General features: G+C 74.4%; 1 protein-coding gene. It reads left to right on the forward strand.

Annotated features, from left to right (window positions below; translation table 11 throughout):
- The first annotated feature begins 7 nt into the window (after positions 1 to 7).
- Positions 8 to 14,866, forward strand: coding sequence for a type I polyketide synthase (locus tag AB0C66_RS19015; RefSeq protein ID WP_362439408.1), 14,859 nt, complete (start codon positions 8 to 10; stop codon positions 14,864 to 14,866).
- Positions 14,867 to 14,927: the final 61 nt, after the last annotated feature.

Below are 14,927 nucleotides of genomic sequence, written 5' to 3' on the forward strand. Positions count from 1 at the left end.
GACACACATGCCGGAAAACGACAAGCTCCTCGAATACCTCAGGCGCGCCACCGCGGACCTGGGAGACGCCAGGCGACGGCTGCGGGAGGCCGAGGACGCCCGGCACGATCCCATCGCGATCGTGTCCATGAGCTGCCGCTACCCCGGTGGCGTCAACACCCCCGAACGGCTGTGGCGACTCCTCGACGAGGCCACCGACGCCATCACCACCTGGCCCGGCGGCCGCGGCTGGGACGCCGAGGCGCTCTACCACCCGGATCCCGACCACCCCGGCACCTCCTTCACCCGGCACGGCGGATTCCTGCACGACGCGGGCGACTTCGACGCGGACTTCTTCGGCATCTCGCCCCGTGAAGCCCTCGCCATGGACCCACAGCAGCGCCTTGTACTGGAGACCGCGTGGGAGGCCGTCGAACGGGCCGCCATCGACCCCACCGCGCTGCGCTCCAGCAGGACCGGTGTCTTCATCGGCGCCATGCGCAACGACTACGGCAGCGGCTCGCGCCACCTCCCCGAACTCCAGGGTCTGCTGGACACCGGCACGGCCACCAGCGTGGTCTCCGGCCGGGTCGCCTACACCCTCGGTCTGGAGGGCCCGGCGATCACCGTCGACACCGCATGCTCCTCGTCGCTGGTCGCCCTGCACCTCGCCGTCCGCTCGCTGCGCTCCGGGGAGTGCGCACTGGCGCTGGCGGGTGGCGTCGCGGTGATGGCCACCCCTGACGCCTTCGTCGCCTTCAGCCGCCAGCGGGCCCTGTCGGCGGACGCGCGGTGCAAGGCGTTCGCCGCGGCCGCGGACGGCACCGGCTGGTCCGAGGGCGCCGGAGTGCTCGTCCTGGAACGTCTCGCCGACGCCCGCCGCAACGGCCACCGGATCCTGGCCGTCATCCGGGGCTCGGCGGTCAACCAGGACGGCGCGAGCAATGGGCTGACCGCCCCCAGCGGGCCCGCCCAGCAGCGTGTCATCACCGAAGCGCTCGCCGACGCCCGGCTCGCCCCCGGCGACATCGACGCGGTGGAGGCACACGGCACCGGCACCCGCCTCGGCGATCCCATCGAGGCCCAGGCCCTGCTGGCCACCTACGGACGGAACCGGGCGGCGGACCGGCCGCTGTGGATCGGCTCCCTGAAGTCGAACATCGGGCACACGTCCGCCGCCGCGGGCGTCGGCGGCGTCATCAAGATGGTGCTGGCCCTGCGCCACCGATGGTTGCCGCGGACCCTCCACATCGACCAGCCGACCCCCTTCGTCGACTGGGCCGAGGGCGAGGTGCGGGTGCTCACCGAGGCCCGACCGTGGGAGGCGAGTGACCGCCCGCGCCGGGCCGGGGTGTCCGCGTTCGGGGTGAGCGGCACCAACGCGCACCTCGTCCTCGAAGAGGACCCCGGGACACCGGAGCCGACGGCCGCGATCGCCGCCACCGGCCCCTTGCCGTGGGTGGTCTCGGCGCCCACCGAGGACGCTCTGCGCGCGCAGGCCGCGTCCCTGCTCGCCCATGTCCAGCACACCGTGACGGAAGAGGGGCGCATCGGCCGTGGCCTGGCCACCACCCGCGCCGCGTTCGAGCACAGGGCCGCCATCGTGGCCGGGGACCGGGACGGATTCAGCACCGCCTTGGCCGCCCTCGCCGCCGGGAGCCCCTCGCCCCGCGTCGTCCGCGGCAGGGCCGGAGCCACGGGCAAGACCGTGTTCGTCTTCCCCGGCCAGGGGGCCCAGTGGGCGGGTATGGCGGTCGAACTGCTCGACTCCGCACCGGCATTCACGGCCCGGATGGCGGAGTGCGAGCGGGCGCTGTCACGTCATGTGGACTGGTCCCTGACGGAGGTGCTGCGGGGTGCCGCGGGCGCTCCGCCACTGGACCGGGTCGATGTGGTGCAGCCCGCCCTGTTCGCGGTGATGGTGTCGCTCGCCGCGCTGTGGCGCTCGTACGGTGTCGAGCCGGACGCGGTGCTCGGGCACTCCCAGGGGGAGATCGCGGCGGCGTGTGTGTCCGGGGCGCTCAGCCTGGATGACGCGGCCATGGTGGTGGCCTTGCGCAGCAGCGCCCTGGGGGTGCTTGCCGGGCGTGGCGGGATGGCATCGGTTCCGTTGTCCGCGGCGGAGCTCGGCCCCCATCTGGAGCCGTGGGGTGAGCGGTTGTCGGTGGCGGCGGTCAACGGGCCGTCGAGCACGGTGCTCGCGGGGGACACCGAGGCCATTGAAGCCATCGTGGGCCACCTGGTCGCCCAGGACATCACCGCCCGGGTGGTGCCCGTGGACTACGCCTCGCATTCGGCGCAGGTCGAGCAGATCCGGGACACCCTGCTGACCTCGCTGGCCGGTGTGACTCCGACGCGTTCGACGGTGGCGTTCTACTCGACCGTCGACGCCGCGTGGCGTGACACCAGCACACTGGACGCCGCCTACTGGTACCGCAACCTGCGTGAACCCGTCCGCTTCGAGGGCTCCGTACGGGCGCTGCTGGACCAGGGCTACGGCTTCTTCGTCGAGACCAGCGCGCACCCGGTGCTCACCCTCGGTGTCGAGCAGACCGTCGAGGCCGCCGCCACGGAACACCCGGTCGCCGTGCTCGGCACCCTCCGCCGGGACGAGGGCGGACTCGACCGCTTCCTGCTCGCCGTCGGCGAGGCCCACACCCGTGGCCTCTCACCCGACTGGGCACGGGTGTTCGACGGTCATGGCCCGGCGGCCGACCTGCCCACCTACGCCTTTTCGCGGCGCCGGTACTGGCTGGAGTACACCACGCCCGTCGAAGCCGCCCCGGCCCCGGCGGTGGATCCCGAGGAGGACCGGTTCTGGGAGACCGTCCGTACCGGCGATCTGCCGCGGCTGACCGCCACCCTGGGCGTCGGCCCGGACGAACCGCTCAGCGCCGTGCTGCCCGCCCTCGCCACCTGGCGGGAGCGGCGCGCGGAACTGGCCACCGTCGAGTCCTGGCGCTACCGCCTCGGTTGGCGACCCCTTACCGACCCGCCGGTGTCCCGGCTCTCCGGCACCTGGCTCGTTCTGCTGCCCGCCGCGCTCCTCGACGACGCGTGGACCATCGCCTGTGTCGAGGCGCTCCAGGACGCCGGGGCCGCCGTGGCGTCCATCGCCCTCGAGCACACCGACACCGCCCCCCGGCATCTGGCCGCCAAGCTCACCGGCGCCCTCGCCACCGCAGGGGAAGCGCCCATGGGCATCCTGTCGCTGCTGGCGACCGACGAGCGGCCGCATCCGGACCATCCGTCGGTACCGGTCGGAGCCGCTCTGGGCCTCGCCCTCGTCCAGACGCTCAACGAGGCCGGGCCGCACGCTCCGCTGTGGTGGGCCACCCGCGGCGCGGTCTCCGCCGGCGCGGCCGACACGGCCGTAAGCCCCGCCCAGAACGCCAGTTGGGGCCTGGGCCGGGTGGCCGCCCTGGAGTATCCCCGTCGCTGGGGCGGGCTTGTCGACCTGCCCCCGGTGCTCGACGCCCGCACCGCCGCCCGGTTCACCGGCGTGCTCGCCGGATCCGGCGACGAGGACCAGGTGGCCGTACGCGACACGGGCACCTACGGCCGCAGGCTGGTCCCCGCCCCGCTGGGCGGCGCGGCACCCCGGCGCTCATGGACCCCGCGCGGTACCACCCTGATCACGGGCGGAACCGGTGGCCTCGGCGCGTATGTGGCCCGCTGGCTCGCCCGCGACGGCGCCGAACACCTCGTGCTGATCAGCCGTCGCGGGCCCGAGGCACCCGGCGCGGCCGAGCTCCGCGAGGAGCTGACCGCGCTGGGCACCCGCACCACCGTGGTGTCCTGCGACATCACCGACCGGGATGAACTGGCCGCGCTGGTGGTGGGGTTGGAGGCGGATGGCTGCCGGATCCGCTCGGTCATGCACGCCGCGGGCGGTGGCTCACTCGTTCCGCTCGCGGACACCTGTCTCGAGGAGTTCGCCGACACCCTGTCCGCCAAGGCGGGCGGCGCCGCGCTTCTGGACGGCCTCTTCGACCGGGCCGACCTCGACGCGTTCGTCCTGTTCTCCTCGATCTCCGGGGTCTGGGGCAGCGCGATCCACGGCGCCTACGCGGCCGCCAACGCCTACCTGGACGGGCTCGCCGAGAACCGGCGGGCCCGGGGGCTGACCGCCACCTCCGTGGTGTGGGGCATCTGGAGCCCCGAGAACGGCGCCGGTATGGCGGCCAACCTCGTCGAGGAACAACTGCGTGCCCAGGGCGTCGTCTTCATGCCGCCCGCCACCTGTGTGACCGCCCTCGGCCAGGTGCTGGACCACGACGAGACCCTGGTCCTTGTCGCCGATATCGACTGGAGCCGGTTCGCCCCGGTGTTCACCACCGGCCGCCCCAGCCCGCTCATCAGCGGGGTGCCCGCGGCCCGCGCCGTACTGGAGCCCGCCACCGCCACGGACGCATCCGACGGTGATCTGGCCGCCGGACCGCTGCGCGCCCGGCTGCGTGAACTGGCCGGCGCCGAGCGCGAACGCCTGCTCACCGACCTCGTCCGCACCGAGGCCGCCGGGGTGCTCGGACATGACTCGGCCGACGCGATCGCCTCCGACCGCGCCTTCCGCGACCTCGGCTTCGACTCGCTCACCGCGGTGGAGATGCGCAACCGGCTCACCACCGCCACCGGTCTCACCCTCCCCGTCACCCTGGTCTTCGACCACACCTCGCCCACCGCCCTCGCCCGCCATCTGCGGGCCGAACTCCTCGGCGAGCGGGCGGCGTCGCCCACGCCACCGGTGCTCCGCGCCGCCGCCGCGGACGACGATCCGATCGTCATCGTCGCAATGAGCTGCCGCTACCCCGGTGGCGCCGACACTCCCGAAGCCCTGTGGCGGCTCGTCGCCGACGGCCGTGACGCGATCGCCGAACTCCCCGCCGACCGTGGCTGGGACCTCGACGCGCTCTACGACGCCGATCCCGAACGGCCCGGCACCAGTTACGCGGCCACGGGTGGCTTCGTCTACGACGCGGGCCGCTTCGACGCGGGGTTCTTCGGTATCTCGCCCCGTGAGGCCCTCGCCATGGACCCACAGCAGCGACTGCTGCTGGAAACCTCCTGGGAGGCGCTGGAACGGGCCGGGATCGACCCCGCCACCCTGCGCGGCAGCCGCACCGGAATCTTCGCCGGTGCCGCCTACCAGGGATACGGCGGCAGTATGCGCGATGTCCCCGACGAACTCGAAGGGCTCTTCGTCGCGGGCATCTCCACCAGCGTCCTGTCCGGCCGTGTCGCCTACACCCTCGGTCTGGAGGGCCCCGCGCTGACGGTGGACACCGCCTGCTCCTCCTCGCTCGTCGCCGTCCACCTCGCCGCCCAGGCCCTGCGGCGCGGCGAATGCGCACTGGCCCTGGCCGGTGGCGCCACCGTCATCGGCACCCCGCTGACCTTCACCGGCTTCAGCCGCCAGCGCGGGCTCGCCCCCGACGGCCGCTGCAAGTCCTTCGCCGCCGACGCCGACGGGTTCGGCATGGCCGAGGGGGTCGGGCTGCTGCTCCTCGAACGCCTCTCTGACGCCCGGCGCAACGGCCATCCGGTGCTCGCCGTCCTGCGCGGCTCGGCGGTCAACCAGGACGGTGCCAGCAATGGGCTGACCGCCCCCAGCGGGCCCGCCCAGCAGCGTGTCATCACCGAAGCGCTCGCCGACGCCCGGCTCGCCCCCGGCGACATCGACGCGGTGGAGGCACATGGCACCGGCACCACCCTCGGCGACCCCATCGAGGCCCAGGCAATCCTGGCCACCTACGGACAGGACCGCCCCGAGGGCCGACCGCTCCTGCTGGGCTCCCTGAAGTCCAACATCGGCCACAGCCAGGCCGCCGCCGGTGTCGCGGGTGTGATGAAGATGGTGCTCGCCATGCGGCACGGACGGCTCCCCGCCACCCTGCACATCGACGCGCCCACCCCGAACGTCGACTGGTCGGCCGGTGAGGTGCGGCTGCTCACCGAGTCCGCACCATGGCCCGAGGACGGCCGCCCCCGGCGCGCCGGGGTGTCCTCCTTCGGGCTGAGCGGCACCAACGCCCATGTCATCGTCGAACAGCCGCCCACCGAGCCGCAACTGCCGGACCCCGCGCCCGCGACCTTGGACCGCTGTGTGCCGTGGGTCCTGTACGGGCGCACCGCCGACGCCGTCCGCGACCAGGCACTGCGGCTGCGCGCCCACCTCGGCCTCGCCGAGCACCCCGGTCCTACACCCGCCGATATCGGCCACTCGCTGGCCACCACCCGGACCCCCTTCGAGCATCGGGCCGCCGTCGTCGGCGGTGACCGGGACACCCTCCTCGCCGGACTGGACGCCCTGATCGACGGGCGGCCCGGCGAGGGAGCCGTCCGCGGCACCGCGGCCCGGGACCCACGACCGGTGTTCGTCTTCCCCGGTCAGGGCTCCCAGTGGCCCGGAATGGCCACCGAACTCCTGGATGCCTCACCGGTGTTCGCCGAGCACCTCGCCGCCTGCGCCGAGGCCCTCGCCCCGCACACCGACTGGTCCCTCCTCGACGTCCTGACCGAAGCCCCCGGCGCGCCACCGCTGGACCGGGTCGATGTGGTGCAGCCCGTCCTGTTCGCCGTCATGGTGTCCCTGGCCGAGGTCTGGCGCTCCCACGGCGTCGAGCCCGCCGCCGTGGTCGGCCACTCCCAGGGGGAGATCGCCGCCGCCTGTGTGGCGGGAGCCCTGTCGCTGGAGGACGCCGCCCGTGTCGTGGCCCTGCGCAGCAAGGCGCTGCGGGCGCTGATCGGCCGCGGTGGCATGCTCTACGTCCCGCTGGCGCAGCGGGAGGTGGAGCGGCGGCTCGCCCCCTGGACCGGACGGCTGAGTGTCGCCGCCGTGAACGGCCCGGCCACCGTGACCGTTTCGGGAGACCCCGAGGCGCTCGAGGAGCTCCACATCCGGCTGGCCGACGACGGCGTACTGTGCTGGCCCATCCCCGGAGTCGACTTCGCCGGACACTCCCCGCAGGTCGAGGCGGTCCACGACGAACTCCTCACCGCGCTCGACGGAATCGCCCCCCGTGCCGCCGGGATCCCCTTCTACTCGACCGTGACCGGCGATGTGCTCGACACCACCGGTCTCGACGCCGCGTACTGGTACCGCAACCTGCGGTGGCCCGTGCTCTTCCACACGGCCGTCGGCGCCCTCGTCACCGCCGGACACCGGCTGTTCGTCGAGGCCAGCACCCATCCCGCCCTCACCGTCTGGCTCCAGGAGTCCCTGGAGGCGGCCGGAGGCACCGGCGGCGCGGTGGGCACCCTGCACCGTGGCGCGGGCGGCCGCGAGCGGTTCCTCACCTCCCTCGCCGAACTCCATGTGCTCGGCCACCCGGTGGACTGGGACACCGTCTTCGACGGCACCGGCGCCCGCCGCTGCGAACTGCCCACCTACGCCTTCCAGCGCGGCCACTACTGGCTGGAGCCCGCACCTCCCACCGCGACCGGTATCGGCACGGACACCACGGCGGGCGCCCGTCCGCGCTTCTGGGACGCCGTGGCGGACGAGGACCTCGACGCGCTCACCACCACCCTCGGTGTGGAGGAAAAGGACACCCGGGACGCGATGGGCACGGTCCTGCCCGCCCTCTCCCGCTGGCTGCGCGCCGACCGGGGCCGCGCCACCCTGGACGGCTGGCGCTACCGCGTCACCTGGACCGCCCTGCCCCAGGACCGCGACCGACGCCTCACCGGCACCTGGTGGGTCGTGGTCCCGGCCGACACCGACCACCCCGCCATCGCCGACTGTCCGACCGCCCTGCGGGACCACGGCGCGGCCACCCGCCTCGTCGTACTCGACCACACCACCGACCGCCCGGCGCTCGCCGCTCTGCTGCGCACCCTCGCCGACGACGAGCCCGCCGCGGGGGTGCTCTCCCTGCTCGCCCTGGCCGACACCCCCCACACCACAGGGTCGGCGCTCCCCACCGGGCTGGCCCGCACCACCACCCTGCTCCAGGCGCTCGGTGACGCCGAGGTGCGCACCCCGCTGTGGTGCGCCACCCGCGGCGCCGTCGCCGTGGGCCGCTCCGACACCCTCGACGCCCCCCTCCATGCCCTCATCTGGGGACTCGGCGGAGTCGCCGCCATCGAACACCCCGAGCGCTGGGCGGGACTCATCGACCTCCCCGCCCGGTTCGACACCCGGGCTCGCGCCCGGCTCGCCGGAGCCCTGACGCGCCAGGACGGCGAGGACCAACTCGCCCTCCGCGCCTCCGGAGTGTTCGCCCGGCGGCTGTCCCGTGCCACCGCCCCCCACGGCCACGACGGCGCGCCCTGGACCCCGGACGGCACGGTGCTCATCACCGGGGCGACCGGCCGCCTCGGCCTCCGCCTGGCCCGCCGACTCGCCCACGGCGGCACCGCACACCTCCTCCTCGTCAGCCGCCGCGGCCCCGACGCCCCCGGAGCCGACCGGCTGGCCGCCGAACTCAGCGCCCTCGGCGCCGAGTTCACCATCGCCGCGTGCGACACCGCCGACCGCGACGCCCTCGCCCGTCTCCTCGCCACCGTCCCCGAGGACCGCCCCCTGCGCGCCGTGTTCCACGCCGCCGGAGTCCTCGACGACGGGGTGCTCGCCACCCTCACCCCGGAGCGCGTCGCCGCGGTACTGCGCCCCAAGGCCGACGCCGCGCGCCACCTCGACGAACTGACCCGGGACCACACCGGACTCACGGCGTTCGTGATGTTCTCCTCGCTCGCCGGCACCCTCGGCGGTACCGGCCAGGGCAGCTACGCCGCCGCCAACGCCTACCTCGATGCCCTGGCGCGGGCGCGCCGCGACCGCGGACTGCCCGCCACCTCCGTCGCCTGGGGTCTGTGGGGCGGCGACAGCCTCGCCGCGGGCGCGGTCGGCCAGCGGCTGGTGCGGGACGGTCTGCCCGCCATGGACCCCGAACTCGCCCTCGACGCCCTGTGGCAGGCGCTCCAGGACGACGAGACCCGGCTGACCGTCGCCGATATCGCCTGGGACCGCTTCACCCGCGCCTACACGGCACTGCGCCCGAGCGCCGTCCTCGGCGAGCTGCCCGACGCACGCCGCGCCCTGGCCGACGGATCCTCCCGGGACGGTGCCGAGGAGGCGGCGGACACCTTCGTCCGCAGGCTGGCCGGACTGTCCGCCACCGAACGCGTCCGCCACCTCACCGACCTGGTCCGTACGCACGCCGCCGCCGTCCTCGGCCACCTGGACCCCGCCGCCATCGAACCGGAGCGGGCGTTCAAGGACATCGGCTTCGACTCGCTGACCGCGGTCGAGCTGCGCAACCGGATCTCCCAGGCCACCGGAGTGCCGTTGTCGGTGACCCTGGTCTTCGACCACCCCACCACCGCCGCCCTCGTGGACCACCTCCACCAGGAACTCGCCGGTACGGCCGAGACGGTCACCACCGAGCCCACCGCCGCCCCGGCCCTCGACGACGACCCCGTCGCCGTCGTCGCGATGAGCTGCCGCTTCCCCGGCGGGGCAGACACCCCCGAGGAGTTCTGGCAGCTCCTCTCCGACGGCAAGGACGCCATCGGGGACTTCCCCACCGACCGCGGCTGGGACCTGGCGGGGCTCTACGACCCCGACCCCGAGCGGGTGGGCCGGACCTACGCCCGTGAAGGCGGATTCCTCTACGACGCCCACCACTTCGACCCCGCCTTCTTCGGTATCTCCCCCCGGGAGGCACTGGCCATCGACCCCCAGCAGCGGCTGCTCCTGGAACTGGCCTGGGAGGCGTTCGAACGCGCGGGTATCGATCCGCGATCCGTCCGCGGCGGTGACGGCGGCGTGTTCGTCGGCTCCAGCTACCGCGACTACGGCTCCCGGGTCACCGAACCCTCCGAGGAGTTCGAGGGCTATCTGGGCATCGGCAGCGCGGGCAGCGTCGCCTCCGGCCGGATCGCCTACACCTTCGGGATGGAGGGTCCCGCGGTGACGGTGGACACGGCCTGTTCCTCCTCGCTCGTCGCCGTCCACCTGGCCGCCCAGGCGCTGCGTGGCGGGGAATGCTCCCTGGCGCTCGCGGGCGGTGTCACCGTGATGGCGACACCGGGCGCGTTCGTCGAGTTCAGCCGTCAGCGCGGACTGGCCGCCGATGGCCGCTGCAAGCCCTTCGCCGCCGCCGCGGACGGCACCGCCTGGGCGGAGGGCGCGGGCCTGGTGCTCCTGGAGCGGCTGTCGGACGCCCGCCGCAACGGCCATCCGGTGCTGGCCCTCGTCCGCGGTTCGGCCGTCAACCAGGACGGTGCCAGCAATGGCCTCACCGCCCCGAACGGCCCGTCCCAGCAGCGGGTCATCCGCCAGGCACTGGCCGGGGCGGGGCTGGCCCCGCAGGACGTCGACGCCGTCGAGGCCCATGGCACCGGCACCCGGCTGGGCGATCCGATCGAGGCTCAGGCCCTGCTCGGCACCTACGGTCAGGGGCGGCCCGGGGACCGGCCGCTGCTGCTCGGCTCCCTCAAGTCCAATATCGGCCACAGTCAGGCCGCCGCCGGGATCGCCGGGATCATCAAGATGGTGCTGGCGATGCGCCACGGCTCCCTCCCGGCCACGTTGCACATCGACGAACCGACCCCGTACGTGGACTGGTCGACCGGTGCCGTCCGACTGCTGAGCGAGACCACCACATGGCCCGACGGCGACCGTCCGCGCCGTTCGGCGGTGTCCTCCTTCGGCGTCAGCGGCACCAACGCGCACACCATCCTGGAGCAGGCCCCGGCGGAGCCGGCCGCGGGACCGGCGCCCACCACCGAGGCCGTCTGCTTCCCCTGGCTGCTGTCGGCCCGTACCGAGGAGGCCCTGCGGGTCCAGTCGGAACGGCTGCTGGCGAGGGTCACCACCGCACCCGGACTCGACCCGGCCGACATCGGCCGGACGCTGGCCACCGGCCGCGGAGCCCTGGCGTACCGGGCCGCCATCCTCGGAGAGGACCACGAGCAACTCCTCGACGGGCTCAAGGCGCTGGCCGCCGCTTCACCCCACCCGGGTGTCCTCACCGGCCCGGCCCGTAGCGGTGGCAAGACCGCCTTCCTCTTCCCCGGACAGGGCAGCCAGCGCCCCGGGATGGGCGCCGCGCTCTATGAGCGGTCCACCGTGTTCGCCGACGCCTTCGACCAGGTGTGCGCCGCGTTCGACCCGCTCCTGGACCGTCCGCTGCGCGCCGTCGTGCACGCCACCGCCGGTACCGAGGACGCCGCGCTGCTGGACACCACCGCCTTCACCCAGCCCGCGCTGTTCGCCGTCGGCGTGGCCCTCTACCGGCTGGTGGAGTCCTACGGGGTGCGGCCGGACTTCGTCACCGGCCACTCCATCGGCCAGCTCGCCGCCGCACATGTGGCGGGTGTGCTCTCCCTGCCGGACGCCGCCGCGCTGGTGGCCGCGCGTGGCAGGCTGATGCAGGCACTGCCCCCCGGCGGTGCGATGGCCGCGCTCAACGTCCCCGAAGCGGACCTGCTGCCCCAACTCGTCGGACGCGAGGGCGAGATCACGGTGGCCGTCGTCAACGGTCCCGCCGCCACCGTCCTGTCCGGTGACGAACGGGCGGTGGCGGAGCTCGAGGCCCACTGGCGGGCCGCGGGCCACAAGGTCAAACGGCTCAACGTCAGCCACGCCTTCCACTCGCCGCATATGGACGCCATGCTCGAGGAGTTCCGCGCCGTCGCGGAGCGCATCACCTTCCACACACCGGAGATCCCGGTGGTCTGCGATCTGACCGGAGCCCTCGCGGACCCCGCCGAACTCGCGGGCCCCGGCCACTGGGTCCGCCACATCCGTGGCACCGTGCGCTTCCTGGACGCCGTACGGACGCTGGAAGCGGCGGGTGTCACCGCCTTCCTGGAGCTGGGGCCCGACGGAGTGCTGACCGCCCTCGGCCAGGACTGTCTGACCGCCCCCGGCGACGGCACCGCCATGGTCGGGCTGCTGCGCAAGGACACCCCGGACCCGCTCGCGGTGACCACCGGGCTGTCCCGGCTGCACGTCCACGGCGTACCCATCCGGTGGGCGCCACTGTTCGAAGGCACCGGCACCGGCAGCCCCGCGGACCTGCCCACCTACGCCTTCGAGCGCGCCCGCTACTGGCTCCCCGCCACCCCGCCCGCCGGTGACATGCCCGCCGCTGGGCTGCTCCCGGCCGGGCATCCGCTGCTCGGCGCGGGCTCCCCGCTCGCCGACACCGGCGGACACCTGTTCACCGGGCGGCTGTCGGTGGCCACCCATCCCTGGCTGGCCGACCACGCCGTGTACGGCGGCGCGCTCTTCCCCGCCACCGCCTTCCTCGAACTGGCCGTACACGCCGGAGAGCGGATGGGCTGTCCCGAGGTGGCGGAACTCACCCTGGAGGCGCCGCTGGCCCTGCCCGCCGACGCCGCCGTGACACTCCAGCTCACCGTGCGGCCACCCGGCGCCGACGGCGGCCGCGCCTTCGCCGTCCACGCCCGGCCCGCGGACGCCGCCCCCGGCGACCCCTGGACCCGGCACGCCGGAGGCAGGCTCGCCACTGGCGCACCGACCGACCCGGACACCCCCGGCGACCTCACCGTCTGGCCGCCGGCGGGAGCACGGTCCGTCGATACCGACGGCCTCTACCCGCGCCTGGCCGAGGGTGGTTTCGGCTACGGCCCGGCCTTTCAGGGCCTCTGCGCCGTCTGGCGCCTGGGCGAGACGGTGTACGCCGAGGCGCGGCTGCCCGAGGACCACCGTGCGGACGCGGGCCACTACGGGCTCCACCCCGCGCTGCTGGACAGCGTGCTGCACTCCCTGGCCTTCGGTGTCCTCGACGGCAGCGCACAGGGCTGGCTGCCGTTCTCCTGGAGCGGGGTGCGGCTGTACGCGTCGGGAGCCACCGTGCTGCGGCTGCGGATGACGCCGAGCGGACGGGACGCCGTCGCCCTGACCGTGGCCGACGCCACCGGTGCCCCGGTGGCCTCCGCCCGCTCCCTGGTGCTCAGGCCGGTGTCGGCCGAGGGGGTACGCGGCGCGCGCACCGGATTCCACCAGGACATGTACCGCCTCGAATGGCCCGCCCTGGCCTCGACTTCACCCGCCCTCGGGGCGACAGCGGTCCTGGGCACCGACGTCCCCGCCTGGCTCACCACGGCCCTGGCCCCGTGCGGGGTGTATCCGGACCTCGACGCCCTCGGCGCGGCGATCGACACGGGAGCGTCCGCACCCGCCGTCGTCGTGACGGCCCTGGGCGAGGCGGCGGGCGGTCCGGCCGAGGCCGTCCGCGACACCACCGGCCACACCCTCGCGCTCGTACGGGCCTGGCTCGCCGACCCGCGCTACGAGCACACGAAACTGGCCGTGGTGACCACCGGCGCGGTGCCCGCCACCGCGGAGGACGACGTACCCGATCCGGCACACGCCGCCGTCTGGGGTCTGCTCCGCTCCGCGCAGACCGAGAACCCCGGTCGCTTCGTCCTCCTCGACACCGACGGCGACACGGCCTCTCGCGGTGTCCTCGCCACCGCCCTCGCCACCGGCGAACCGCAGATCGCGCTGCGCGCCGGAACCCCGCTCGCCGCCCGGCTGGCCCGGGTGCCCCGGTCCGTACCCGGCCGCGACACCGTGTGGGACCGCGACGGCACCGTGCTGATCACGGGTGGCACCGGCGCCCTGGGCTCCCTGACCGCCCGTCACCTGGCCCGTGAGCACGGGGTCCGCCACCTGGTCCTCACCAGCCGCAGCGGTCCCGCCGCCCATGGCGCGGACTCCCTCCGCGCCGAACTGGCCGCCCTCGGCGCGGAAGTGGACATCGTCGCCTGCGACGCCGCCGACCGGCAGGCGCTGCGGGATCTGCTCGGCTCCCTGCCGCGGCCGCTGACCGGAGTGGTGCACACCGCCGGTGTCATCGAGGACGGTGTCATCGCCGATATGACACCCGATCAGCTCGAGCGGGTACTGCGCCCCAAGGTGGACGCCGCGGTGAACCTGCACGAGCTCACCGCCGAACGGGGACTGGACCTCTCCGCGTTCGTCCTGTTCTCCTCCATCGCCGGTGTCTTCGGCGGGATGGGCCAGGCCAACTACGCCGCGGCCAACGCCTTCCTCGACGCGCTCGCCCACCGGCGCCGCGCCCGCGGCCTCCCCGCCACCTCCCTGGCCTGGGGCCTGTGGGCGGGCACCGGCGGGATGACCGGCGGGCTGACCGAGGCCGACCTCGCCCGTATCGCCCGTGGTGGCATCGTCGCCTTCACCCCCGACGAGGGACTCGCCCTCTTCGACGCGGCCACCGGCCTGGACGCCCCGGTGCTGCTGCCACTGCGGCTGGACACCGGCGCCATCGCCGTCCGCGGCGTGGCCGGGGACGTCCCCGCCTTCCTGCGCGGCCTGGTACGGACCCCCGTCCGCCGGGCCGCCGTGGGCGAGGACACCGGAGCGGACGGAGCCGGGGCCCTTCAGCGGCGGCTCACCGGCCTCAGCGCCCCACAGCGCGACCGCGTTCTGACCGACCTGGTACGTGGCCACGCGGCACTGGTCCTCGGATTCCCCGACCCCGCCGCCATCGACACCGAACAGCCCCTGCTGGAAGTGGGTTTCGACTCGCTGACCGCGGTGGAACTGCGCAACCGGCTGGGCGCCGCCACCGGACTCGCCCTGCCCGCCACCCTGCTCTTCGACCACCCGACGGCCGGAGCGGTCGCCCGCCACCTGGACGGCGAACTCGGCCCGCGGTCCGGTGAACCGGACCCGGCGGCGCTGGCCGGACTCGACCGGCTGGAAGCCGCGCTCCGCGACGGCGCCACCGACCAGGACACCCGTACCGCCGTGGCCGACCGGCTCCAGGAGCTGCTGAAGACCCTGCGCCCGGCCACCGGCCCCGCCGACGACGTCGAACAGCGGGTGGGCACCGCCACCGACGACGAACTCTTCGACTTCCTCGACAACGAACTGGGCACACCGTGACACCGCCGAAGGTCCGCCGAAGGACACCCTCCCCTCGACCCCGCGCGCAAAAGGTGACGAT

The organism is Streptomyces sp. NPDC048636 (genome assembly GCF_040650655.1).
In the GTDB taxonomy this organism is placed as follows: Bacteria; Actinomycetota; Actinomycetes; order Streptomycetales; family Streptomycetaceae; genus Streptomyces.

Bases quoted from the DNA above. Each gene is read 5' to 3' on its own strand.
- AB0C66_RS19015 (WP_362439408.1), top strand. From the start codon at position 8: ATGCCGGAAAACGACAAGCTCCTCGAATACCTCAGGCGCGCCACCGCG.